Source organism: Niastella koreensis GR20-10, assembly GCF_000246855.1.
In the GTDB taxonomy this organism is placed as follows: Bacteria; Bacteroidota; Bacteroidia; order Chitinophagales; family Chitinophagaceae; genus Niastella; species Niastella koreensis.
Genome location: NC_016609.1, coordinates 5,750,008 through 5,774,798, shown reverse-complemented (window position 1 = coordinate 5,774,798; position 24,791 = coordinate 5,750,008). Strand labels below are relative to the sequence as shown.

At 43.7% G+C, this 24,791-nt stretch carries 21 protein-coding genes; 14 read left to right on the top strand and 7 right to left on the bottom strand.

The window, feature by feature from the left end:
• Positions 1-224 precede the first annotated feature (224 nt).
• Complete coding sequence (locus NIAKO_RS22740; protein ID WP_014220803.1) at positions 225-782, top strand: hypothetical protein; 558 nt, start codon at positions 225-227, stop codon at positions 780-782.
• Between the two features lie 205 nt (positions 783-987).
• Here the strand turns inward: NIAKO_RS22740 and NIAKO_RS22735 are convergent, their stop codons facing one another.
• Positions 988-1,449 (bottom strand): FKBP-type peptidyl-prolyl cis-trans isomerase, encoded by a 462-nt coding sequence (locus NIAKO_RS22735; RefSeq protein ID WP_014220802.1) that lies wholly within the window; start codon positions 1,447-1,449, stop codon positions 988-990.
• Between the two features lie 159 nt (positions 1,450-1,608).
• Here NIAKO_RS22735 and NIAKO_RS22730 point away from each other — a divergent pair, with 159 nt between their 5' ends.
• Together NIAKO_RS22730 and NIAKO_RS22725 are read left to right on the top strand one after the other, a co-directional pair.
• Positions 1,609-3,129, top strand: a complete 1,521-nt coding sequence (locus tag NIAKO_RS22730) for a BACON domain-containing protein (protein WP_165761316.1) — start codon at positions 1,609-1,611, stop codon at positions 3,127-3,129.
• Between the two features lie 97 nt (positions 3,130-3,226).
• On the top strand, positions 3,227-4,330 hold the full coding sequence (locus tag NIAKO_RS22725; RefSeq protein WP_165761315.1) for an SEL1-like repeat protein: 1,104 nt from the start codon (positions 3,227-3,229) through the stop codon (positions 4,328-4,330).
• Positions 4,331-4,361: 31 nt separating this feature from the next.
• Here NIAKO_RS22725 and NIAKO_RS22720 read toward each other — a convergent pair whose 3' ends face one another.
• Entirely contained in the window at positions 4,362-5,051 is a 690-nt protein-coding gene (locus NIAKO_RS22720; RefSeq protein WP_041347164.1) for a hypothetical protein, read from the bottom strand.
• Between the two features lie 86 nt (positions 5,052-5,137).
• Here NIAKO_RS22720 and NIAKO_RS22715 point away from each other — a divergent pair, with 86 nt between their 5' ends.
• Complete coding sequence (locus NIAKO_RS22715; protein ID WP_014220798.1) at positions 5,138-5,827, top strand: DUF3575 domain-containing protein; 690 nt, start codon at positions 5,138-5,140, stop codon at positions 5,825-5,827.
• A 1-nt stretch (position 5,828) separates the two neighbouring features.
• Here NIAKO_RS22715 and NIAKO_RS22710 read toward each other — a convergent pair whose 3' ends face one another.
• The 3 genes from NIAKO_RS22710 to NIAKO_RS22700 all read right to left on the bottom strand — a co-directional run bounded on the left by NIAKO_RS22710 (position 5,829) and on the right by NIAKO_RS22700 (position 11,388).
• Positions 5,829-6,995 (bottom strand): hypothetical protein, encoded by a 1,167-nt coding sequence (locus NIAKO_RS22710; RefSeq protein ID WP_014220797.1) that lies wholly within the window; start codon positions 6,993-6,995, stop codon positions 5,829-5,831.
• Position 6,996: 1 nt separating this feature from the next.
• A complete protein-coding gene (locus NIAKO_RS22705; RefSeq protein WP_014220796.1) occupies positions 6,997-7,968 on the bottom strand; it encodes a DUF2157 domain-containing protein in 972 nt (323 codons plus the stop codon).
• 102 nt (positions 7,969-8,070) lie between these two features.
• Complete coding sequence (locus NIAKO_RS22700; protein ID WP_165761314.1) at positions 8,071-11,388, bottom strand: zinc-dependent metalloprotease; 3,318 nt, start codon at positions 11,386-11,388, stop codon at positions 8,071-8,073.
• A 306-nt stretch (positions 11,389-11,694) separates the two neighbouring features.
• Here NIAKO_RS22700 and NIAKO_RS22695 point away from each other — a divergent pair, with 306 nt between their 5' ends.
• From NIAKO_RS22695 to NIAKO_RS39610, 5 genes are all read left to right on the top strand, one after another.
• Positions 11,695-12,795 carry a nickel-binding protein gene (locus NIAKO_RS22695; RefSeq protein ID WP_014220794.1) on the top strand — a complete coding sequence of 367 codons (1,101 nt, stop codon included), beginning with the start codon at positions 11,695-11,697 and terminating at the stop codon, positions 12,793-12,795.
• Positions 12,796-12,949: 154 nt separating this feature from the next.
• Positions 12,950-13,330 carry a DUF4242 domain-containing protein gene (locus NIAKO_RS22690; RefSeq protein ID WP_014220793.1) on the top strand — a complete coding sequence of 127 codons (381 nt, stop codon included), beginning with the start codon at positions 12,950-12,952 and terminating at the stop codon, positions 13,328-13,330.
• A gap of 110 nt (positions 13,331-13,440) precedes the next feature.
• The gene (locus NIAKO_RS22685; RefSeq protein WP_014220792.1) at positions 13,441-14,022 is read left to right on the top strand and encodes a Crp/Fnr family transcriptional regulator; all 582 of its coding nucleotides are present in this window, start codon (positions 13,441-13,443) and stop codon (positions 14,020-14,022) included.
• Between the two features lie 68 nt (positions 14,023-14,090).
• Positions 14,091-14,534 (top strand): DoxX family protein, encoded by a 444-nt coding sequence (locus NIAKO_RS22680; protein ID WP_041347163.1) that lies wholly within the window; start codon positions 14,091-14,093, stop codon positions 14,532-14,534.
• Between the two features lie 285 nt (positions 14,535-14,819).
• A complete protein-coding gene (locus NIAKO_RS39610; RefSeq protein WP_262493755.1) occupies positions 14,820-14,945 on the top strand; it encodes a hypothetical protein in 126 nt (41 codons plus the stop codon).
• Here NIAKO_RS39610 and NIAKO_RS22675 read toward each other — a convergent pair.
• Both NIAKO_RS22675 and NIAKO_RS22670 read right to left on the bottom strand, forming a co-directional pair.
• Positions 14,942-16,048, bottom strand: a complete 1,107-nt coding sequence (locus tag NIAKO_RS22675) for a TFIIB-type zinc ribbon-containing protein (protein WP_014220790.1) — start codon at positions 16,046-16,048, stop codon at positions 14,942-14,944. The two genes, NIAKO_RS39610 and NIAKO_RS22675, sit on opposite strands and share 4 nt — an antisense overlap.
• Before the next feature lie 18 nt (positions 16,049-16,066).
• Complete coding sequence (locus tag NIAKO_RS22670) at positions 16,067-17,074, bottom strand: SPFH domain-containing protein (RefSeq protein WP_014220789.1); 1,008 nt, start codon at positions 17,072-17,074, stop codon at positions 16,067-16,069.
• A gap of 327 nt (positions 17,075-17,401) precedes the next feature.
• Here NIAKO_RS22670 and NIAKO_RS37080 point away from each other — a divergent pair, with 327 nt between their 5' ends.
• From NIAKO_RS37080 to NIAKO_RS22645, 5 genes are all read left to right on the top strand, one after another.
• Complete coding sequence (locus NIAKO_RS37080; protein ID WP_014220788.1) at positions 17,402-20,203, top strand: Ig-like domain-containing protein; 2,802 nt, start codon at positions 17,402-17,404, stop codon at positions 20,201-20,203.
• Positions 20,204-20,379: 176 nt separating this feature from the next.
• Positions 20,380-21,852 carry a TlpA family protein disulfide reductase gene (locus tag NIAKO_RS22660; RefSeq protein ID WP_014220787.1) on the top strand — a complete coding sequence of 491 codons (1,473 nt, stop codon included), beginning with the start codon at positions 20,380-20,382 and terminating at the stop codon, positions 21,850-21,852.
• A 19-nt stretch (positions 21,853-21,871) separates the two neighbouring features.
• A complete protein-coding gene (locus NIAKO_RS22655) occupies positions 21,872-22,672 on the top strand; it encodes an alpha/beta hydrolase (protein ID WP_014220786.1) in 801 nt (266 codons plus the stop codon).
• Between the two features lie 20 nt (positions 22,673-22,692).
• Positions 22,693-23,532, top strand: a complete 840-nt coding sequence (locus NIAKO_RS22650) for a hypothetical protein (protein WP_014220785.1) — start codon at positions 22,693-22,695, stop codon at positions 23,530-23,532.
• Positions 23,533-23,581: 49 nt separating this feature from the next.
• Entirely contained in the window at positions 23,582-24,745 is a 1,164-nt protein-coding gene (locus NIAKO_RS22645; RefSeq protein WP_014220784.1) for a hypothetical protein, read from the top strand.
• Positions 24,746-24,791: the final 46 nt, after the last annotated feature.

The window sequence follows — 24,791 nt, the reverse complement described above, 5'->3', positions numbered from 1 at the left end:
AATTCCTTTAATTGGTTTGACAATCTGCTGGCGGACTCCACTGAAACAGGTAAAGCCTTGCATTGCAGCGCTTTATTTTTTTGGGTCTGACGGATGGTCGAACTATTTTTTTGAATAAAGCCTAAGGCCCTATAGGAGTTGATAATTAGAATAACACAACAATAAAATAGTTTTCTTTTTATCTTTACCAATCACGAAATATTTACCCAATTTTCGGCATATAGATGGAATTTGCTTTTAAGCGATATTACTGCTCCGATCAATACTTTTCAGATATCAACCTCGCATTTTCAAGCGCAGTAAAGTATGACTTATATACCGACCGTAATCTCATTGGAACTTTAATCACGAATTATAATAGAACGTTCGCCAAGTTCAGGGAAAGTGCAGGGTATAAGCGACATGACAAATCATGGGGCATTCCATCTTACGAGCATATTTTACTTAACGAATTTGAAGTTCCCTTTGTAAGAATTACCGTTGAGACCCCTTTGTTTAAGGGTGACTATTTAACTATGGCGTTTTACGATGGCTCTCAATCATATAACCTGAATTGGAGTAATTTCCATACTAGAAAAGAAACGGCCAACTTAATAGTTGATATTAAATCAGAAAGTCAAACTGTCTTTTTGTTGAAGAATACCCTTAAAGGAAACTTTTTTTCTCATGATAGTATGAGACCATGGGAAGGAACTATAGAAATTGCAGATGGTCTTCACCCGGATAAGATATTTGGTTTTCTTCTCGCCATCCAATTGTACTATTGGATTTCAGACCGTTAACAAATGTTGTTTATGCTTCGCCAAGCGGAAAATTCTCAAAATTACATGCACTGAAATTTATCTATTAAATGTTTTCCAATACTAATACGCTTAAAGAATTCCTTTAATTGGTTCGGCAATCTGCCGGCGGACTCCACGAAATTGTAAAACCCGCTCTGGTAGCGGGTTTTTGCGTTTAATAGATTTGTTGGTTTCCCAGTTGGCTTTATTGAACGTCCTGTAATTCCACATCAAATACCAATACAGAATTGCCTGGAATGCCCATGTAATCATTACATCCATAACCCAGGTAGGGTGGAATGATCAATTTTATTTTTCCTCCCTGTTTGATAAGTGGAATACCTATTTGCCAGCCCGTAATTACGCCTGTTAACGGAAAACTTGCTACTCCTGAATCGAAGGACGTATTGTTGGTGAATTTACCTGTATAATTTGCCTTCACAGTTGAATTAATGGTGGGAGTTGCGCCCGTGCCCGGGTCGATGATCTGGTAATACATTCCACTGGCATGTTTAGTAGCTGTAATACCATTGGTACTGATATAATTCTGCATTTTGGCATCATCTTCTGCTGCCGTGGTACATTTTTGCTCTTCTTTATCCTTATTACTGCAGCCCGTAAGCACCAGGGCTACTATCATACTAAAAACAAGATTAATCAAACGCATGTATAGTGTAAGTTTAGGCGCAAATATAATGCATAACCCTTACACAGTTATCGGCTAAAACTACACGAATATGTTCTGAAATTGCACAGTTATTAACTGACAACCCTGATGAATGAGTTATTGTATAATTTAGGGGCTAAACCCCACATTCCTACTTATATGAAAGAGATTTTGTTGGCCCTGTTTTTTTTCCAGGTATTCATCTCCTGCGAGAAAGAAGGCGTTGGAACCACCGAGTTGCCCTATTTACAATTTTATCAAGCTAAGATTTCGATACCCGCAAATGTTTCGGGTTCGGCAGACTTTGTTGTACAGTCGAATACAGACTGGGAGTTATTAGTTAGTTCCGGCAGCGACTGGTTGCAACTGAGTAAAAGTTCGGGGCATGGAACAGATACCATTCATGTTTCGGTAGCCGGCAATGTTGTTGCCGGACAGCCACGAACAGCTATCGTAACGGCAAAAGTTGCAAATGCTTCCCTGAACCTGAAGGCAGAGCTGACCATTGAACAGAAAGCCTTTGATGTGGAACTGTTGTCACAAAAGATCCTGGCTGGAAAACTGACCAACTATTTCAATGCGATCACGGCCGATCCGGCAGGTGGGTTCTTATGTGTGGGAACAAACAATTTTACAGGCTTTCCTGGTATAGGTTTCGGTGATGCATGGATAGTGAAATGCAACAACGACGGCGATACGTTGTGGACCCGCACTATGGGTAACAAAACGGAGGATGATGCAGCCAAAGCCGTTATTCCCACCAGCGATGGCGGCTTTATAGTAGGCGCCACATCTTTCGGTTATCAAAGGCCTGGAAGGTCAGATTGGTGGATCATAAAAATGCAAAGTAACGGCGATACGGCATGGACACGGGTGGTAGGAACGCCCGATTATTATGAATATCTCACCAGTATGGTTCCTGCATCCAACGGCGATTTTATTGTGGCAGGTATTAAAAGTACACCGGTAAATAATATCCAGATAACAAAATTTGATCGCAACGGAAACACGATATGGGATAAATACCTGGATGAATTTATAGGAGGCAATACCAGGTCTATGTCCGTTACCCCCGATGGATCAATTTATGTATCCCTGGGAACTTCAGGAGGTGATTATGGGATAGTAAAATTAAATGCCAATGGTGAAAAGATCTGGAGCAAGGTATTGGGTTCAAATAAAGGAGACGATCCTTTGAGCATACAAAGTACAGCCGATGGTGGCTGTATTGTTGCGGGTACAAGCTATGGCAGCGAAAACGGTGACGTAACCGGCAAAAACCACAGCAGCTATACCGATCTGTGGATTGTGAAACTCGATGCCAATGGCAATATGTCCTGGAATAAACTGCTTGGCGGATCCAGCAATGATTTTTATAGTAGCAATGCAGGTATCGCCCTTACCCCCGATGGTGGATATGTGTTTGCTGCCATTGCCGGTGTTCAGGATGGTGATGTTGGTACAAATCAGCAAAACGGCGGTACCTGGTTGTTCAAGTTGAACAATTCCGGCCAGCTGTTATGGAGTAAAGCTTTTGCAAGCCCTAATGGTAACCAGGCCAATGGTCTTTTAATGAATTCCGACGGCAGCTTCTGGGTTGCTGGTTCAGTAAACTCTACTGCCACGTATCCGTCAGATGATCATTCAGATGGATGGCTTATGAAATTCAAAGAGAACTAAAGAACTTTGTTGCAACTAACCATATACAAGGCCCGGTAATATCGCCGGGCCTTTTGTAATAAGATATTTTCGCTTATATTACTCCAATATGACTGACGTGAAACAATTTTCTAAAAAGACTTCCCTGAACAATTTCCCGGTTGTGGCACTGGTGATTTCATTGCTGGCCGCATCTTGTTTGAATACCATTGATGCCGACAGGCTTTACAATGAAGGATTGGCTTACTATAATAAAGAATACTATTTAGATGCTTTACGGGTTTGGAAAAATGCTGCCGAAGCAGGGAGTTCCGATGCCGTAAATTTCCTTGGATTGATGTATCAGCGAGGGAACGGAGTAACTATAGATTATAAACAAGCAATGGCGTATTTCCAGCAGGCTGCAAAGGATGGAAACATTTCTGCCATGAGCAATATAGGATACCTGTACGATAAAGCATTGGGTGTAACAGAAGATAACTTAACCGCCATAAAATGGTATAAGAAAGCTGCAGATGCCGGAGATCTGGACGCTCTTTTCAACCTGGCCTGGATGTATGACCATGGGGAAGGTGTAAGTATAGATTATCCTAAAGCTATGCAACTTTATAAAAAGGCGGCTGAAGGTGGCAGTGGTAGCTCTATGAACAATATTGGATGGCTCTACGAGCATGGGGAAGGAGTTGATACAAGTTTCAACGAAGCCATGAAATGGTATAAAAAGGCCGCGGAGAATGGTGAGCCGGAGGCCATAAACAATGTTGGATATATGTATGAAAATGGGGAAGGCGTAAATATTGATTACAAGCAGGCCATGGACTGGTATCAAAAGGCTGTTAAAGCCGGTAGCAGCCGGGGCATGAACAATATAGGTTTGTTATATCAAAAAGGGCTGGGTGTAAAGGTTGACTATAAAACAGCTATGGTCTGGTATAATAAAGGGGCCAATGCAGGTTGCGGTGATGCCATGAATAACGTAGGCTGGTTATATCAAAATGGGGAAGGTGTAGCCGTGAATTACAAAACAGCCATGGAATGGTATAAAAAGGGAGCTCAGTACGAAAGTGCTGACGCCATGAATAATCTCGGTTGGTTTTATGCGAATGGCAAAGGCGTTAAGGCAAATGATTCATTGGCTATTGATTGGTATAACAAAGCTATCAAAGCAGGAAGCGCCGATGCCAAAGACAATCTGGCTGCTCTGCAGGAGGAGAACGAATAAAAGCAACACACAGGCTGTTGGTCTGCACGCATCATTTATTCCTCACAAATGCAACATCGAAACTTTGAACCAGCAGCGTGTCATGAACCCCTAAATGGTCAACTCCATCGGCAGAGAACACATTATTGAATTTGCTGGAAGCAAAACTAATGATGCCTGGTGTTCTTGAAATCGTAGCGTATTTTATGATCGGCATGAAGAAGGTATCTTTTACCTTTTTTAAAAAGTATACAGGGTTATCGGCTTCATAATAAACAAAACCATTGGGGCTATTGGTACCGGGGGGAACATCCCTGCGGTGAAGTGTTTTATATTGTACAATGTAAAATTCCAGCGAACTGGTATCGTTTATTATATCGGTGTAAGGTGTAGAGAAACGATCGTAGGTGTCCCTGGCCGTACGTTTGGCGCCGAAAACCCTGCCGGGTGTAACATACTGGATACTGTCGTCATTTATATAAACGAATTTCTGGTAATACGAATCATTAAAATCATCGCCCGGGTCAAAAAAATAAAGCGAGAATTCATTGCGATAGGCCTGGGCAAGCCCCGGATTAATAACCTCACCCTCATGAGTAAATAACCGGACCGGCGCGAAATGGGTAAGCCCGCTGTTTACAAAGTAGTTATTTTCAGTTGCGGAAGAAGGATGATCATTTTCTTTATGGCAGTTTGCCACCAGTATACTAACTGTGGCAAGGATAAGTAATTGTTGCTTCATGATCTGAAAGACGAATTGGTTGGTTTGGCTGGTTGCACCCAAGGCAATAATACATTATTTTTGCCATTCAAACCCTTTACCGGTAAATGCGACTCTTATTAATTGTACCCCTTCTTTTAGCAAGCCAGTTTTGCCTGGCACAGGCCGATACAACTTTAATCGATAATAGAATATGTATTAAAACAAATCCTTTAGCTTTTATCGACGTATATGGCGGCTATTCATACAGGCTGGGAGCAGAAGTTAAAGTAATTAACAATACCGCATTTTCCTTTGAACTGGGTAAATACTATGGCTTAGACTCAAAATTGGATGTAAAGATTCACCCCAGTGGCTTTATTATCAGACCTGAAATAAAATACTATCTTAATAAACATAAATTATCGGTAGGGTCGTATATATCGCTTGATGTTTTTTATAAAAAGATCAATTTCGATTATGCAGATAGTATTCGTTTCCCGTCTGCTCCAACTTTTGAAAAACAATATTCAATCTCGAAAGACATTTATGGCATAAATGTTAAGCTTGGAACTTTAATAGTTCATAAAAAGAAATTTGTTTTTGAATGGTATTTTGGTGGTGGTATCAGATATATAAAGGGACATAATTCTTTATCATCAGATGAAAACGATCATGTTTTAACCGGCGAAGGGCATGGTGACCTGATAAGTGATGGGCAAAGGGTAATAAAAGGAATATGGCCCAATTTAATGATTGGATTTAAAATTGGTTATTCAGTTAAAAGTAAAGGCGTCAAACTGCTTAAGAGCAGGTAGTTTAGAAGTTATCCGAAGCGCCAGCTCCACCGCCGCTGCCGCCGCCAAAATCAAAATGTTTACCGGTTTCAGGTACAGGTGATTGATGGAAGGTTTGCGCCACTATCAATGACTCTACCTGAAGTAATCCCGCCAATGATGGATCATTCGGTTCGGCATGGGTAAACCCATGTTTGGGTGGCGTAAGGTATTTTGTAAGGCTCCAGGCAATGACGATCATTAAAGTACCGCCGATGCTCATGGCTATTTCCAGCGGCGCCAAGTGATAATAATACCGGATGGTAAATATAACCGCAGCCACCAGTATTAACCCGGAACGTAAAAAGATCACATCCTTTTTTTGAATACCCCGGAAAATGTACGCAGCGGGGAGAAGAACGGTCGGGATCCAGAAAACCCAGCCGTAGGGTACAGATTCTCCTTCCTTCAACTGCAGATCAAACATACTATTGCTAACTTCCCTTACTACAAAATAGTTTCCGGCTGCATATAGAATAAGCAGGGCAAGGATCTTTATAAGGGTACAGCAATGCTGATAATATTTAAACCGGTTATTGTTGCCGTAATTTTTCACCAGCCGGTAAACGATAAACGAGATGGCCATCAGCAAAAAGGGCATTATAGTTTTGGCCATATTACCCAGTGGCGATACTCCATAAAATACGATCACCAAAAATGCCATAAAAGCCAGGGCGCCCATGATCGCATTTCCAAATCGTAACAGGAAATAAAAGGCAGGGATAAAGATCAATACAGCTTGCGCCAGAATGGATACTGATGAAAAAATTAATTCGGCTGCGCCAAGGAGAGCCCCAATACATAACCAGAGTAATGCATCATCAATTCCCGACCGGTAATGTTTTTTCTCCCTGATTAAAAACTCCAATGCCCCATACATGCATAAGGAATATATAAAGGTTAAAATGCCCAATCCTTTTTCTGATCTTATTTCCATCATCAACAGCATCCCAAACCCCATAAACGCAATTACACACGTTAACAAAAACAACCCAAAACGGATAAATATATTGGGCGTGTGCAGGTTTACCGGGTAGGCTTTTTCTATAGCCTTGTACTCTTCCATTGAAATGAGCTGCTGATGAAAAGCATCCGCGGCTTCTTCGTTGATCAATAAATTATCGAGCGATGTATGGTTATATGCGATCATGTTACTTCATTTTTTTGTTCATCCGGGAAAGGAATACAATTATCCAGGCGGCCGAGCCAATAAAATACATTAATACGATCAATATACCGCCTGCTATATCGTCCAGATTCATCAGAGCCCGAACGAGCACATAACTGAAGCCAATGTATCCGTAAAGGGTTATGAGCAAGATAAAATAAAAGAGATTGGTGGCAATTGCTTTCTTATAGAAATAATATACGGCCACCGCCAATGGCAGCAACCAAAGCGCATAAGAGTTATCGAAGTGGAACATGCCTGCGAGGCAGGAGATGAACAGGATGTTTATGCCAAAGTTGCTATACGTAAATCCAAAATGCGCTTTTATATTTCGCCGTTCACTGGCCCACGCTATTGCAGTAAGCGCCACCCCTAACAATAACCCGGCAAAAATGATCTGCGCATTGGCAAAGTCATTTGCCTTTAAAATATTAAGAGGAGTGATGGCAATGCCCATCCAGGCAGCCAGATTGGTGATGGCCATGCTTAAAACGCCCAGGTGATCGAAGTAATAAGCGCAAAAGAACAGGATCACCATCGGGATGAAAGTAGCCAAACCGTAGGCGGTGCCAAAAGTGGTGTACTGTACCTGCAGATAAGTGATAAATATAATCAGGGTTAAACAGCCCAGTAAAAGAATATAATCAAAAAAGGAATTGGGCGCAGGAACTTTGGTTCTTGCAAAAGGAAGCTTTTTACGTTCACAATAAACGAAGCTGCCCACGCATATCAGTCCTATTACTGCCAGTATAACCTGGTGGCCGATGGTGTCGATGTTTTTATAGATCAGGATGCCTAAGCCGCCGGTAAGCAGAAGAATACCCAGATACAGGATCGTTTTCAATTCCCAATGCACAGAAAAAAGCCTGGAACCGGCTCTTTGTTTTATTTTCTGAAGAGATGGATCAGCTATCAGGTCCTCCTGGTGTAATCGTTCAAATAAAGGTATGTTCAACGTATGGGGTTTGTTAACTATAAAGTAACAATAAATAATTTAAAAAAGAAAGCCCCTCCCGACGAATCGGGAAGGGCTATTATATATTGTATAGCGTTGTTATTATTCTTTCACAAAACGGGTAATAAAGCTTCCGGAGTTACTCACCAACTGTACTATATAAACGCCTTTGGCCAGGGTGCCGGCAGGCAGTTTGTACTGGTTGGGGCCGGTTTGCGCTGCAAAAACAGACTGGTAAACAAGACTGCCTTTGCTATTGAGCACCCGAACGTTTACTGTTTCTACACTGGTTGAATTGTATGCCAGGGTTAGTGGTGATGATTTTACAGGATTGGGGTACACCGTAAGGATGGACGGTGTTGCTTTTTCCTGCATATTAACCCGGGCAATGTTGCCCAATGTTTCATTACCATCTACATCGAACTGTTTTACCCGGTAATAATTCCAGGCAGCCAGTGGGGTGTTGTCGTTCAGTTCATAATCGATGTGTGAACTGGTGCTGTTTTGTGCAGATACGGTACCTGCCAGTTCATTGAAATTAATGCCATCTGCTGAGCGCCAGATCTCAAAGTAACTGGTTTTCTCCGATGATGTGGTGGCCCATTTCAGGTTAACTGTATTGCCGGCTTTGGTAGCAGTAAGGGGCAGCATTTGCCCGGCCTGTGACAAAACTCCGGTAACGGTTACCAGCACGTTGTTGGCGCTTACATTGCCGCACAGCGTGCCAGGGCTATACAATAAGGTGTTGTCAAATGATGCAAAGGAAGTGCCTACATAGGAGTTAAGCGTAGCGGCAGAAATAGCACTGGAATAAGAAAGACCGTATACGGTATATGACTTGCCGCTTGTATATTGGGTTCCATTGCTCAGGTCAGAGCCGGCGTCAAAAGCCTTTATCAGCCCGGTAGCATTGTCAACGATCACATATGTATAACTGGTGCCGGCTGGGATGGGAGTATTGGTATAAAGGCCACCACCTGCCGGAGGGGTAACATTGATCGTATAAGCTGATGGCAGGGGACTTGGAAAACTACCTGAGAAAGTACCAACCGCCATTGTATAAAATGAACCTGCCGTTAAGGTAGCGGTGATTGTATATCCTATGGAGCCATCTGATCTGCCACTGGATCCAATGAAACTGGCACATGCACTGCCAGGTGTAAAATCTCCGGTATACAGGTTAAATATACAGCCGGCACTGGTACCACCTGCTGCTGCAAATGTATATGAGCCGCTCACACTGGGTGTGAATTTGTAAGTATCGTATCGGTAAAGATTGCCCCCAAAGTAGTTGCACGAAGTGGGGGTTGTGATATTTCCAAGCGGCAAACCTGTAGAGGGATCGGTAGTAGCGAGAGAACCGCTGATAGTAACAGCTGAGCCATAATCAGGCGTTAAGTTCAGATTGAGGGCTGAATTGCCTGCTGCGTTCATAACTGATGTTCCGGGGCTAAAAGTTAAACCATTGGCCGCGCAACTGCTGGCAATCGTTATAATGGCTGTGTTGATATTGAAAAATATATTACCACGGGCCTTTACCATTACCCGGCCGTTTGCAGTAGGGTTACTGGGAATGGTAAATGTTTCCGTACCATCGTTTGCGGTATTTTTTACCAGGGTATCGGTATATGTAACGCCTCCATCAGTAGAAAGGATAATATCAACATTTGAACAGTTTACCGGTGCAGCATTGGAGCTGCCTACATTCCAGGTAACGGTTGCCGTATTAGAGCCATTGGCCGTCCACGTGGTAGCGGTGTTTTGTGAAGTAACGGTAAAAGCACTGCCGGAAGCGTCGGTGTTTACAGTTACAGAAGTTTGTGCGGTGCAACCGCCACCACTTGCTTCATCACGTACCATTACCATAAAGTTCATGGCACGGGCTATACTTGGCAGTACTTCATAAGGTGTGGCGGCGCCGCTCACCAGGTCTGCCATTCGTGGAAACACCCTGGTATTGGCCGTTGTGGGCGGGTATGAACGGAAAAGCGGGCCGTTGGCAGCAGTGGCTAACGGGGAACCAGTAGTGGCAGCTGATGGCGCGTCCAACTGCTCCCAGCAATAGTATAATGTTGGTGTGTTTACATCCGCACCAGTTGCTGTAAGCATAAACGGCGTGGAAACAGGAATTGTATAGCTGCCACTGGTAACCGATACTGTTGGTGCTGTATTCCCCATGGCCGAGGGCGTTCTGCAGGTAGCCGAGTTTACCGAGTAATTAGCGATCTGTAAAATGCTGAAACCATGAAAATACAGGTCGGAATAAGTTTGATAAGCATCACCGCCACAGGAGCCTGCATATGCCATAATGGTAGAACCACCACCAGGCTCATATGCTGTAGGTACATTCGTATTGCCGTTACACGAGGAACTTTTGGAAGCCATCGTGTGTTGTGCGCTGAACTGGTGTGCCATTTCATGGGCCACTGTACCGGTAAAAACGGAGCCCTGCGGTCCTGCAGTAGGATTGGCGCCCGTGCCGAATGTAAGTCCGGCCGCTCCTCCTCCTTTTAATGTATTGTTACAAACGGCACTTAAGTAAGCCAGACCACCATTCCAGTCTTTGCTTAATACGATCCCCTGATCATAATTGCCGCTTCCCAAAGCCGCATCAAGCGTAGCGGTGTTGTTATCTAAGGTAGTACCATCGGGAAAACCAGAGGTTGTATAAGGATCGGTAGTGGGGTCGGTAAAAATAATGCTGTTATTGCTGACCAGGGTAAATGTAATACCCGCATCGCGTTCGTAGATGGCTGTTACATCGTTTATAAGTATTCCGATATAGGTTAAAGCCAGGGCCTGCGAACCGGCCCATTGGGTGTATTCACCTGTTGCAGCAACTGCCAGCCGGTAATTGCGCAACTGGCAATCACTGGCAAGAACAGAAGCAATGCGGGCGCCGGCGTTGTTTGTACCTGCTACCAGGTCTTTTACTCCACACAGTATAGGCTGGTTAACCGGGACGTCCTTTACATAATACACCATATGCACATCGGGGTAATCGGGGCTTACAGGATAAATGTAAGCACTGCCTTTTTCTGTAAAGATCAAACCGGTAATACCTTGCGAGGTAATGGACAACCTGCCTTGTAATGCATTGGTAGCCGGGTCTTTCAATTCGTAAGTCTTGAAACCGGTCATTTGCGTGGCCAGTTCATTGGATAAAATAGGTGACTCGGTAAAGGAACTGGGTAAAGATTGCCCTTTAACAGGCAAAGGAAGGGTAAGGCGCACCGGCGATACTGACGAACGTTCGCCCAGCTTTACCAATGGCGCCCGTTGTTGCAACAGTTGTAACTGGTTGCGGTTCAACTTCACCAGCTCGTAATTATCGGGCAGCGGAGCGGCTGTTGAGCGGCCATTAAGGTATGGTTGTATGGTACTTTTAGTTACAGGGGTCCAAAGGCCGTCTTGTGCCATAGCATGCAAGATCGGTAGGCATGCGCCTAAAGACAGCAGCAGTCTGCGGATCATAGAGTATTGGGCGTTTAAGGTGTTTATTGCAAAAATGTATAATATTTATCTGTTATACATTTGCATATCACCAACGCATTTATGTTCCTTTTATTTCATACTTGTTGCGCCTGATATCCACAATTTATGTTTAGCAATCCATATACAACTTTAGTAGTATTGGGCATATTCGGGTAAAATATTTGCTGGCATAAGGAATCTTAATTCTAATTTAGACCGTAACAGGTTTTAAGGAATGCTAAATGCAGCCTCATGGCGCTTTACATGGATATTCATATTATTCCGGGCATTAAGGCAAAGGATGTTGCCGAGGCACACCAGAAGGATATTCTTTTGCAGGAGCAACATCAATGCAAATGCATGACCTATTGGATAGATGAAGAGCGGAATAATGTGTTTTGCCTTATTGAGGCGCCGGATAAAGAATCTGTGGCGGCCCTGCACCAACATTCCCACGGGTTGGTGCCACATAAGGTTATTGAAGTAAACCCCGATCTGGTTGAATCTTTTTTGGGGAGGTTACATGATCCGGTAAATGCGCCTACCACACAGGACGGGCTGAAAGTATTCAATGATCCTTCTTACCGCATCATTCTTTACATTACTACCAGCGACCCTGCCTTATTACGGCACCAGCTGGGTATTGAAAAAGCAACCGGATTACTGAACAGCTGTACAAATGTGATCAGGCAAAACCTGGCCGCATTCGAGGGGCGGGAAGTGGAAAACCCTGGCTCCGGTTTTATTGCTTCCTTTACTGCGGCCTCCAAAGCAGTTTCCTGCGCATTGTCAATACTGGAAGCGGTTGCTGAACCCACCATGCAAACAGCAGGGCTGAAGATGGGGATCAATGCCGGGGAACCCGTTTCAACCGCCAATAACCTGTTTGGCGAAACCATACAATTTGCCCGGTATTTGTGCTTTATTTCCTGCGCAACCCGTATCGCCATTTCTTCAGCCGTTAAAGAGCTGGCTGCTAAAGATCATTTTCAAAAACCGGTCAATAATATCATCTGCCTGGCGCCGCCCGATGAAGTGTTGCTTGAATTATTATTCAACAAACTGGAACAGCACTGGCAGAACCCCGGCTTTACCATCAGCGAATTTTGCCAGGCAATGGCCATGAGCCAGTCGCAACTATACCGGAAAACAGTGGAGTTGACGGGCATGTCGCCCAATATATTTTTAAAAGAATACCGGTTGGAGAAAGCGAAGGAATTGTTGACACAACAACGATACAGTATTTCGCAAATAACTTTCGATGCCGGGTTTACCAGCCCTTCTTACTTCACCAAATGTTTTAAAAAGAACTATGGGCTACTGCCTATGGATTATCTTGAGTTGCTGCGTTGATTGATTTGTTCTATGTTTTGAATGAATTGTTACAGCCCGCCTTACACCTTTTTTATTTTGATTGAGGATTGATATTCATTGAACGATTTGTTATACAACATTCGTGGTTGTTGAACGTAGCTTTGGTTATACGAAAAACAAAAATCAAACAACCATGAAAAAGATCTCATTACTGTTTGCCCTGCTGTTGATGATGGGTGTTGCCGGTATGGCGCAGACTGCTTCTCTTTCCGACAAATCAAAAACTAAAAATCAATCGAACATGAAAATGTATGTAATTGAGCGTGACATCCCGGGTTTGGGTCAATTTACGCCAGAGCAATTAAGAAGTGCTTCGCAAACTTCCTGCAACGTGTTGAAAGAACTGGGACCAAAAATTGAGTGGATCCATAGTTATGTAACCGGTAATAAAATGTATTGTATATACAGAGCTGAAAATGTTGAGATCATTAAAGAACATGCGAAGAAAGGCGGTTTTCCTGCCAACTCAATCAGTGAAGTGACTGATATTATCAGTCCGGCCACTGCCAATTAACGGCACCATCATAGCCATGAATACGGGAGGGCCCCCACCAACCTCCCCGCCAGCCGGCGGAGGAGGTTGGTGGGGGGCATCCGTTTTTTATTTATATTCGATCCACGCCCATGAACACCAATTTAATTCTTCAACATGTTTCCCGGTATATACAGCTCGATAAAAATGAAGCTGAGTTATTTATTTCCCTCCTTCAACAAAAAACAATACCGCGCAAAGCCTTCCTGCTTCGTCAGGGTGACATATGTAAAATGGAGAGTTTTATAATCAGGGGTTGTGTGCGAACTTATTCAATTGATGAAAATGGCGTTGAGCATATTGTTATGTTTGGTGTGGAAGACTGGTGGGTGGGTGACCTGTACAGTTTTCTTACCCAAGCGCCAGCCAGTTATTTTATCGATGCCCTGGAAGAAACGGAAGTATTGCAGATCAGCAAACCTCATCTGGATGAATTGTATGAGACAGTTCCCAAATTCGAGCGGTTTTTCCGCATCCTGTTTCAAAATGCTTTTATAGCCCAGCAAAACCGCATTAACCAGAACCTGGCACTCACCGCAGAACAGCGTTATCTTGAATTCATCCAGAAATATCCGCAAATAGAACTGCGGGTACCGCAGAAACAGATAGCCGCCTATTTAGGTATTACCCCCGTTTTTTTAAGTATGCTTCGCAAAAAGTTTGCCTCCAGATAATCATTAAAGTAGTTTAATTTTTTACCCGCGCCGGTTTCATTGCTTTGTTGCATCAAATAAGAATAAATATGATGCAATTAATTTTCAGGACAAACAACGACTGGACAGGGGTTATTATCCGGCTTACAACAGGATTGGTATTGTTTCCGCACGGCGCGCAAAAAATGCTGGGGTTGTTTGGCGGACCAGGTTTTTCGGGCGAAATGGATTTTCTAACAGGTACGGTACACTTATCCTGGCTGATAGCCTTTCTGGTTATTATTATTGAATTTATAGGATCGCTCTCATTGATTGCAGGTTTTGCCAGCAGGGCATGGGCCGTTTTAACCATCATCCTGATGATTGGTATAATAGTTACCTCGCATATAGATAACGGCTTTTTTATGAACTGGTTTGGCAATCAGAAAGGGGAGGGATTTGAATATCATTTACTGATTATCGGGCTTTGTTTGGCCACGCTTTATAACGGTAGTGGGAAGCTTTCTGTGGATACAGCATTGCAAAAGAAGTGATCTGCATGTTGGACTAACAATACCGCATTTCCCAGGTGCGAAGCTGCATTTCGCATGTGCGAAGCCAAATTTCCCATGAGAAATTCAGTATTTAGACCAACAATGCCGGATTTCCCAAGTGCGAAGCTTCATTTCCCATGTGCGAAACCCAATTTCCCATGTGCGAAACATAATTTCTCATGAGAAAAACAAAATTTTGAACAACATTGTCTTATAAGTTGCCAACTTTAGTGCAAAAGTTTAAAACTTCTAACCAGACTTCGACACTTTCCATGTAATGTTTTTTTGCGAAAAGACCGCATTCAGGGCGATGTTACTATCCGGAAGGCGGCCTATTATAGTATTTTAGACGACGAATGGCCCGCCGCTAAAGAAAAAATTGAACAACAGATCATTGAACCGACACCTTAAGGTTGTTGTGGTGTTTGCTGTTGCGACAAAAAGTAAATAACTATTATAATTATCAGCACCACAATAACAGTGAGCACTACCTTGGCTGTAGATACCGGTTTTGACCCGTAGATCTTGCCTGTTTGCCCATTTACCAGGAAATGATATTGTTTGCTTTTGTACTTATACGAGCAAACCCACAATGGCAACAGAATATGTTTATAGGTTTGATTTTCGTAAGAAGTACTTACCTGTACATTCCGGTAGGTATCTATCCGGCATTCATCCACACAGGCATCATAAATTTCCTGTTCCATAATTTTTTCGGCCTTTGCATAACCGTCGGCTACTGAAATGTCATACACATCAGCCGAGAAGCCGGATAAATAACGGGCGTCGAAATTTACCAGTTCTTCCAGTTGAAAAGGAAAGATGCTTTCGTATTCTTTTTGCGTTAGCTCATCGGCCCCGCCAATAAGGAGATCATCAAACGTAGTATTATAGGTGCCCGAACGGTAAATCCATTCTGTTCTTTGCTCCTGCCGGGTAGTGGTGTTGCCGTTGGAATCTCTTTCTTCTACCGTTACATAATAGTGCCGGCCGCCTTCACCCGTCCACTCGCTAAAGGTTTGCGCATCGTAGGTCCAGAAGGGCAGGTAAGTGCCATGCAAGGCGTCCTGGCGTGCAAATTCTTTCAGATCGCCGGGCGCCCACCAGCCTTTCCCCAGCCATTTTTTAAAAATGGTGACGGATTGCTCTTTATCAACCTTGAAAGGAATGATACCCGACGGCTGAATAATCCGCGTTTTATAAGCTACCGGGTTTACCACCTCGAAGTTGCAAAAGCTACAGGTAAACGTAGGCGTTTCTGAAATGAATACCGATTCGGAACCGCAGCGTTCGCATTTATGAACCAGTTGTTCAATGGCGGCATCAGGATCGCCGGTAACAGATAACTGTTGTTTCAGACTTTTTTCCCTGATCTGGTTGCTCGCCTGATCGATGGCTACCTGGGTGCCGCAATACTTGCATTCCAGCTTTTGGTGTTCAGGGTTGAAATATAGTTGTGCGTTGCATCCCGGGCATGGGAATAGCAACAGGGAATCTTTTTGTACGTTTTCCATATGATTGTTCAACCGGCTTTAGAGCTTGCCTAAGATCTCTGCTTTCTTTTTATTGAATTCTTCTTCGGTGAGCACACCTGCTGTTTTCAGATCGCCCAACTGTTTCAACAGATCGAGCATTTTTTGCTGGTCGTTGCCAGCCGCAGCGTCAGTGCTTTGCTGTTGTTGGGGTTGCGGTTGTTGCGCCTGTTGCATCATATTGGAGAAAACAATGCCTGCACCCAACCCGGCTGTATTGGCTGCACCAGGGTTATCGGCCATTTTTTCCATTGAAATACCGGCCTGCATCTGGTTGAACTGGTTCAGTTTATCACCCAGCATATTGAGTGAAGTGGTTTTGTCGAGCATTTTTTCCACTTCCTCGGGCAGGCTTACATTCTCGATATAGAACTGACCTAACTCAATGCCCCAGGCATCGAAGTCTGCCTGGAAAATTGGCTTTAACCGGGCGCCTATTTCCGTGAAGTTAGCGGCCAGGTCAAGCACCGAAACACCTGCTTCGGCAAGGCCTTCAGACAATTTGCTGACGATGGTATTACGCAATTGCTCACTTACGATGTCTATAGTAACCCAGGGATTGGTGCCCGCAAATTCCTTAATGAACTTTTTGGCATCTACTACCCGGATGGTGTAGGTGCCAAAAGAACGGAGGCGCACCTGTTTAAACTCGGGGTCGCGCATGATAATGGGATTGGAAGTGCCCCATTTTAAACCGGTGAATTGTTTGGTGTTAACAAAAAACACATCCACCTTAAAAGGGGAGTCGAACAAATATTTCCATGACTTAAGTGTGGTGGTAATGGGCATGTTCTGTGTCTTCAGTTCATGCCGGCCGGGTTTGTACTCATCGCCAAATTCTCCCTCATTCATCAAAACTGCTACCTGCGATTCCCGAACCGTTAACTGGGCGCCATTCATGATCTTATTTCCCTTGTCGGGGAATTTATAAATGACCGTATTGTTACTGTCATCAACCCAGTCGATGACCTCAATAAATTCATTTTTAATAAAACCGAATAATCCCATATGAAGTTGATTGTTGGAGTTTTCTAAAATTGGTTGTTATGATACAATTGGTAGTAAAACCGGCAAGAAAATTACATCAATCTGCTGAAGAATTATAGCCCTGTTTAATTTAAATAGAAGAATTAATAAATGTGTTGAGGATATTTATTATTGGCAAATACATGCTAAACAAAATACCTTCGCAATCCCTGTCACTCCCTTATTTAAATCCTTCTTCATAATGCCCTGGCAACGTTTGCCATTTTTGGTCCGGTAACGGTTCATGAACGACTATTTCCTGCACTTTCCCCAAAAGATTTTTCATTTAACCATTTAAAACCATGTAGTATGAAAAAACTTTCACTATGGCTTTTGGGTAGTATGCTGTTTTGTATGGCAGGCTATGCCCAGGTAAAACCGGTATCGCTGGGAAAAGCGCCGGACCTGTTAACTCATTTTAGAAAACAGTTCAGTACGGCGCCGCAACAACGGATCACCGGCAAACTTGCGTTACGGATCAGCACTGCTGATTCATTACCCGGCAAAATAAATTTCCGCCAGTCACTGGCCGCCGGCCAGGAATTTGTTGCAGGGGAAATTGAGAATGTACCGGGTTCTTCCTTTTTTATCAGGTTTGAAGGCCTGCATGTGCAGGGTAATATTATTCTGCGCAATACCAAAAAGGCCTACACGTATACATCAGACGATAACGGCAATGTATACATTTCAGAAACGGATATTCATAAAGTGCTGTGTATAGATTTTGATAAAGCGCCGGCCAGCTCAGCGGTTAGCGCTGCTGCAGCGGCAATAACTGCCGGTCAGCTATACAGTTTACAAAGCTATCCCAATGCCAATGGCGTTGTGCTGCTTGATTTTGATGGCCAGTATGTATCAGGCACCGGCTGGAACGGCGGTAACCCTATTAATGCAGCGGCAAGTACGTTAACCGATGCAGAAAGATATGAAGTATGGCAACTGGTGAGTGAAGATTACCGGCCGTTCAAATTGAACATTACCACCAGCGAAGCCGTGTATTTTTCGTACCCGGCCAACCGGCGGATGCGTTGCATATTTACGCCTACCAACACCGCTGCGCCAGGCGCGGGTGGCGTAGCTTTTTTAAATTCATTTACCTGGGGCAACGAAACGCCTTGCTGGGTATTTAACGGCGGGATAAAAGGCGCTGGTGATGCTGCTGCGCATGAAGTAGGTCATACGTTTGGCCTTAGCCACGATGGCAGAACAAACCCCGTTGAAGAATACTACCTGGGCCAGGGAAACTGGGCGCCCATTATGGGAGCAGGTTATTATGTGCCGGTTGTACAATGGAGTAAGGGCGAATATGCCAACCCCAGTCAAACGCAGGACGACCTGTCTATTATTGCCAATAATGCCAATGGTGTAGGATACAGGGCCGATGACAATAGCAATACAAGAGCGGGCGCCACGCCAATTTCCATCGGCAGCACCGGAAGCGCTTTTGAATCAGGTGTTATTGAAACAACCAGCGATGTGGACTTCTTTACTTTTACCACTGCAGGCGGCGCGGTTTCATTGAACGTCAATCCGGCAGATAAACATCCCAACCTGGATGTGCTGGCTACCCTGTACGACAATAATGGCGCTGTCGTGACGGCATCCAACCCCGATGGATTAAACGCCACCCTGAGCGCTAACCTGGCAGCAGGCACTTATTATGTGGCTGTAACTGGTGTGGGCTATGGTGATCCGCTTACAACCGGTTATACTAATTATGGGTCGCTGGGTTACTATTCAATTAGTGGTAATATTGCCGGTGGTGCTGCCAACGCAGTGGCTACCTTCTATAAAGATTGTAATTACAGCGGCAGCTATGCAGTAAGTTTAGCACCCGGTGCTTATACGGTGAGCGACCTGGTAGCCAGTGGTATCCAGGATAAAGACATTTCTTCTTTCACCATTAACAGCGGCTATGAAGTATTGCTGTACAAGAACAATGCCCTGCAGGGCAGTTTCACCAGCTTTAATGCCAGCACGTCTTGTTTGGTAGTCAATAGTCTGAATGATTCTGTTTCATCACTTCGCATCAGGTCATTGACCAACCAGTCGCCCACTGTAACCTTCCTGAAACCGGTTACAGGAAACACATTCCTGACGCCTGCTACGGTTGCCATTACGGTAAATGCTGCAGATGCAGATGGCACCATCAGCAAAGTGGAGTTTTATAATGGCGCCACCAAACTGGGCGAAGCTACTACTACGCCTTACTCTTATACCTGGAGCAATGTGGCCACAGGTACGTATACGATTACCGCTACTGCTACCGACGACCGCGGCGGTCAGTCATCTTCACAGGTTACCGTTACGGTAACCAATGTACCCATTGTTACTGTATACCGCGATTGTAATTATGGCGGTACTGCCGTCGGCTTGTTACCTGGCAGCTATACGTTAAGTTCGTTACAAAGCCTGGGTATTAACAATGACGATATTTCTTCGTTAAAAGTAACCAGCGGTTACCAGGTTCAATTGTATAACGACGATAATTTCGCCGGTACTGTAGTAACCGTTACTTCCGATAACAGCTGTCTGGTGGCCAACAGCTTTAACGACCTTACCTCTTCGCTGAAAATAAGCGCAGTTGGTACAGTTACTGCTGCTACCGTATACAGGGATTGTAATTATGGTGGCACTGCAACAGGATTGTCGCCAGGTACTTATACCCTCACACAGTTACAGGCCCTGGGTATTTTGAACGACGATATTTCTTCGTTAAAGGTGACCAGCGGTTACCAGGTTCAATTGTATGCCGATGATAATTTCCTGGGCAATTCTCAAACCTATGGGGTTGATAATTCCTGTTTGGTGACCAACGGCTTTAATGATGCTGCTACTTCTATCAAAATATTTGCAATAGCGCCGGCTAAAACACAGGGATTGATAACCGGGCTGCAAATTTATCCAAACCCTGTTGGCAACGAATTGAGGTTGCGTAGTGAAGAAGATCTCACAGGCGCTTTGATAAAAGTGTATGACTTTTCGGGCAGAGAATTGATTGCTACCCGTAATAACAATAACCGCCTGAACGTGTCACGGCTTACAGCCGGGGTGTATACGTTAACGGTTATAAAGAATGGAAAGATTATTTCCAGCCGGTTCGTTAAATAACGATCCCCTCCTGGGAGAGCCTGTCCCGCTCTGCGGGAGGTAGGGGTGGATTTATCAAAACGAATACCCACCCCTTTCTGTCATTAGTCCCTGGTATAATAAATAAACCGAATTTATTATGCCAGGGATTTTTTATTAATATTGTCAGGTAACTTTAATGAAATGAAATTATTATCATGAAGGCCCTGTCCATTTGTTCGGTAGCGTTATTCATTTCTTCGTCACTTGCAGCGAAAGAACCTGTCATTCGCCTTAAAGTAGTTGGGGGAGAGAACAAAACCGTCTCTTATCTCCGCCCGGTAGAAGGAAGATATTTTCCTGAATTGCCCAAAGAAGACACCCTGGATGAAAAGGGGGAACTGACCCTGCCGAATGCAGAAACCGTGGCAGGAGCGTATCTGTTCGTTTATAATGGAGGGTACAGGTTGTATGTAGAACCGGGTGAAAGTTATACGCTTACCATTGACAATAAGAATAAAGAAAACCCGGTAAGTGTAGAAGGGCAGCAGCAGGAAGCGGAACTGGCCCTGTTGAAGTTGAATTGGAAATTTTCTCAAACGGAAGGCGTTGCTTTATACAAGCAGGATTCCGTTTTTGCCGGCAACAGGCAAAAGGTATTACATCTGCTGGATAGTTGTATGCAGCCATTTAACCAGTTGAATGCTGCGCATAAAATATCAAAACCGTTTTATGCATATGCCAGATCACTCATCAACAACTATTATACGTCTTTACTGGCTTCAACATTAATACAACCTATCAGAAGTGCTGTGTATAATAAAGACAGTGCCGGGTATAATGGGGCGGCGTTGCACAGGCTCGATGGCGAGGTGCAGGAAGCCATGAAAATGATCAATTTGGCAGACCCCGCTACGCTCATGACTGATACCTACCAGGAGTTCTTATATTTTTATCAGTATGTGTATCTCGGCTATCACTTGCCACTGATGAAAGGAGAACCTGTTGTCAGGGGAACCGATAATGGAGATAAGGTTTTTATCAGGCTTGAAATAGATCTTACCAAAGAACCCGTGCGGGAATATACATTGGCGCTTTATTTAAAAACACAGCTTATCGAAAACAGGTTTCAGCTCTACATTCCCGATCTGTATAGAGAGTTTGTTGGGCAATACCCGCATAGCCGTTATATAAATTTACTGGCGGCCGGAGTTGATAAGGTCAAAAATTATTATACGCAGTCAAAAAAAGAATTAACATCCGATCAACGCTTTGTTTCCAATTATGAAAGTATTGCTACTATAGAAGAACTGCTTTCACATTTTAAGGACAAAGTGATCTATATTGATATGTGGGCCACCTGGTGCGGGCCCTGCAAAGAACAGTTTGGATTTAAAAAAGACATCGAACCCTTTTTTAAATCCAAGGGTGTGGAGGTGTTGTATATTTCTCTCGACAGGGGTAATGACAAGGAGAAATGGGTAAACATGATCAAGTACTATAACCTGGACGGGTATCATGTAATGGCCTCAGAAAAACTGGCCGGGGATATTTATAAAACATTTGGGAAGCATAATACCCTGATGATACCGCGTTATGTTATTTGTAAAGATGGAAAAGTAATCCTGAAGGATGCCAAAAGACCCCAGGATAAGACGGCTTTGATTAAACAGATTGAGTCGGTTTTGTAAGTAATTTGCATTCCATATCATGAAAAAAATGGTGATAACGACGTTAATCGCATTAGGGACGCTGTACATTGTTGTTTGCGGATTGCTGTATTTTATCCAGGAAAAGCTGATCTTTTACCCGCAGGTGCTGGATCAGCACTATCAATTTTCATTTGCACAGCCGTTTGAAGAGGTAACTATACCAAACAGTGATAAAAGCAGTTTGCATGGATTGTTATTTAAAGCCGACAGTTCAAAGGGGCTTGTTTTTTATTTACATGGAAACGGTGGTGCGCTCGATTCCTGGGGCGAGGTTGCCCGTACCTATACCGACCTGCATTATGATGTATTTCTGTTGGATTACCGCGGCTATGGCAAAAGTGATGGCGCGATCTACTCTCAAAAACAGTTTTTCGACGATGTGCAAACTGCTTACGATTCGCTGAAGACGAGATATGCAGAGAATAAGATAGTGGTACTGGGCTATTCAATCGGCACCGGTGCAGCCACCCGGCTGGCATCAATCAACAACCCGAAGTTGTTGATCCTGCAGGCGCCTTATTACAGTCTTACCGATATGATGCGGCATACCTATCCCATTATTCCTCCATTTATTCTGAAGTATAAATTTGAAACGAACAACTATATTAAGGCCTGTAAAATGCCGGTTGTTATTTTTCATGGCGACCAGGATGAAGTGATCTATTACGGAAGCTCGCTGAAGTTAAAAACGTTATTTAAAAAACAGGATACCCTGATAACCCTGCCCGGACAAACACACAATGGAATAACTGATAATGCAGATTATAAAAGGGAATTGCAGCGAATACTGGCTCAATGATAAAAACTGCCACTAATTACATGGATTTTAAGCAAATATTAATCTATACCGCCCGTGCCCTGATCTTCCTGGTGCTTACTGTGCTAACGCAAACAGGCGGGGTTGTTTATTTGATAAACTTTTCAACCTGCAATCAAATAAATAAGCGGATGGCCAACAGATGGCTTCGCCGGCTTTGTAAACTGGGTTCATTCATCCTGATCTATTTATTGGCAACATTTTTAATTGTTCCGCTGTTGGCCAGGCCGTTTGGCCGGGTTCAGTTACCGGTACGTACAACCAACAACCTGCGTCCACTCACTTTTTTAACCTGTTTGTTGAACCGGAACTACGTGCGAAAAGACCTGCGGGATGCGGCCTTTTCGGTAGCAGCCAAAATGAACCAACAATACCCTGGCACCGTGGTAAACTACCTGGATGCGAATTTTCCTTTTATAAATGGGTTTCCGTTGGCGCCGCACCTGAGCCATAACGATGGTAAAAAGCTTGATCTGGCGTTTTGTTATAAAGACAAGGCAACCTTAACTGCTACCAATAAAGCACCTTCACCGATTGGTTACGGTATTTGCGAAGAGCCTACCCCTGCGGAAAAAAATACGGCTGAATTTTGTTCGGAACACGGTTACTGGCAATATAGTTTTCTCAAAAACGTTATGCCACAAGGCGCAAAGAATGACTTTGTATTTTATGGCGAAAAAACAAAATACCTGGTTGAGTTATTTTGCCGGGATAACCGGATTGGTAAAATATTCATTGAGCCTCATTTGAAATTGCGGTTACAGCTTACCAATAGTAAGATCCGTTTTCATGGATGCCGCGCCGTACGTCACGACGATCATATTCATGTTCAATTGAATTGATCTATCTTTGCCCCGAAACCGTAAAACGGTTATTTATATCCTATACACTATGAAACAACTAGCTTCAATTTTAGTATTGATTAGCCTCCTGGCTGCGTGCCAGGAAATGAATCAGAAAGAAGCCGTTCCGGAAACTGCTCAAATCTCCACTGTAGACTCTGCTCCCGGAATGATTGCATCGGAAGCCATACCTGAAAAAGCAGTCAGCGAACTGTCGGAAGGAGATATCAGCTGGTCAGATTCCCTGCTGAAAATGTATATGGCGTTTGCCGGTACGGAAGCGCTTAAGCAGGCCCATGCAAATAATTTTACGTTGGATTGGGAATATGATAATACACTTAAAACAGATTCTGCCGTGTTTGATGTGTACCGTATTGGTCATGAAATCTCGCGGGACGAGGGAGCCGATACGCGTTTTATTGTTGACCAGTGGATCTACCTGGATACCCTGCGGAAACAGTTGTATGAATACGATGCGGCTGCCCACAAATTAAGTAAATGGTGGAGCTCAACCGGTGAGAAACAACTTTTCTTTCCGGTGTATGAACTGTCGCCCAAAACAACTGCTTTTGTTGTTAATTTTTACGAAGTAGGGAAGCCAAGAGGAATTATGGACACCTTGTTTGATTCGTTTTATCCAACAAAATCACGCGAAAACAATGCGAAGGAGTCCCGGTCGTACGTACCAAAGAAATGGAAGCTATATGATACTTCGGGCATCTATAAATTAATCAGGAACGAAACCCTGGAAAAAGAAGCCCGGTGTTATTTTGATACGGCTTTTTACGTGTATGGAACGAAAGGCTATGCACGGTCGGGAATAAAAAATATAGCCCTTGCGCTGGACCCATGCATCACCAACATTTTTGCCTTTTGCCTGGACAATGCCAGTCTTAAGTCGATAGGTCACCCGCTTTTTTGCTCCACCAAACTGCTCCCCATTAATTACGGAAAGGATTACAGTAAAACCGAAAGGAATATGGACAGTTACTTTATTGCTTCGGGTGATTATGCAGACAGCGTTAAGACAAAGATCATGGGTAATGTAGGTAATTTTTATTTCTACTATCACGATGATTTTACCTGGGAGCCAAAGAATGCTACCTCAAAATGCAAGTTTCCCGGCAGGGGCATCAGGCTGATCGATAATAAAAAAGTGTCACAATTCTGGATGAGCGATTTTATCGACCTGTTTGGTATGGAGTGTGATTAAGGAAAACGTAGACCTGTCAGGTGGACTTTAGCTTGGTGAAAGTTCA

Coding starts and splice junctions, on each gene's coding strand:
- NIAKO_RS22710 (WP_014220797.1), bottom strand. CDS start 6,995: ATGATCGCATATAACCATACATCGCTCGATAATTTATTGATCAACGAA.
- NIAKO_RS22735 (WP_014220802.1), bottom strand. CDS start 1,449: ATGCGTTTGATTAATCTTGTTTTTAGTATGATAGTAGCCCTGGTGCTT.
- NIAKO_RS22680 (WP_041347163.1), top strand. CDS start 14,091: ATGATGCAATTAATTTTCAGGACAAACAACGACTGGACAGGGGTTATT.
- NIAKO_RS22685 (WP_014220792.1), top strand. CDS start 13,441: ATGAACACCAATTTAATTCTTCAACATGTTTCCCGGTATATACAGCTC.
- NIAKO_RS22655 (WP_014220786.1), top strand. CDS start 21,872: ATGAAAAAAATGGTGATAACGACGTTAATCGCATTAGGGACGCTGTAC.
- NIAKO_RS22645 (WP_014220784.1), top strand. CDS start 23,582: ATGAAACAACTAGCTTCAATTTTAGTATTGATTAGCCTCCTGGCTGCG.
- NIAKO_RS37080 (WP_014220788.1), top strand. CDS start 17,402: ATGAAAAAACTTTCACTATGGCTTTTGGGTAGTATGCTGTTTTGTATG.
- NIAKO_RS22715 (WP_014220798.1), top strand. CDS start 5,138: ATGCGACTCTTATTAATTGTACCCCTTCTTTTAGCAAGCCAGTTTTGC.
- NIAKO_RS22675 (WP_014220790.1), bottom strand. CDS start 16,048: ATGGAAAACGTACAAAAAGATTCCCTGTTGCTATTCCCATGCCCGGGA.
- NIAKO_RS22670 (WP_014220789.1), bottom strand. CDS start 17,074: ATGGGATTATTCGGTTTTATTAAAAATGAATTTATTGAGGTCATCGAC.
- NIAKO_RS22720 (WP_041347164.1), bottom strand. CDS start 5,051: ATGAAGCAACAATTACTTATCCTTGCCACAGTTAGTATACTGGTGGCA.
- NIAKO_RS22695 (WP_014220794.1), top strand. CDS start 11,695: ATGGCGCTTTACATGGATATTCATATTATTCCGGGCATTAAGGCAAAG.
- NIAKO_RS22690 (WP_014220793.1), top strand. CDS start 12,950: ATGAAAAAGATCTCATTACTGTTTGCCCTGCTGTTGATGATGGGTGTT.
- NIAKO_RS22740 (WP_014220803.1), top strand. CDS start 225: ATGGAATTTGCTTTTAAGCGATATTACTGCTCCGATCAATACTTTTCA.
- NIAKO_RS22650 (WP_014220785.1), top strand. CDS start 22,693: ATGGATTTTAAGCAAATATTAATCTATACCGCCCGTGCCCTGATCTTC.
- NIAKO_RS22700 (WP_165761314.1), bottom strand. CDS start 11,388: ATGGCACAAGACGGCCTTTGGACCCCTGTAACTAAAAGTACCATACAA.
- NIAKO_RS22660 (WP_014220787.1), top strand. CDS start 20,380: ATGAAGGCCCTGTCCATTTGTTCGGTAGCGTTATTCATTTCTTCGTCA.
- NIAKO_RS22730 (WP_165761316.1), top strand. CDS start 1,609: ATGAAAGAGATTTTGTTGGCCCTGTTTTTTTTCCAGGTATTCATCTCC.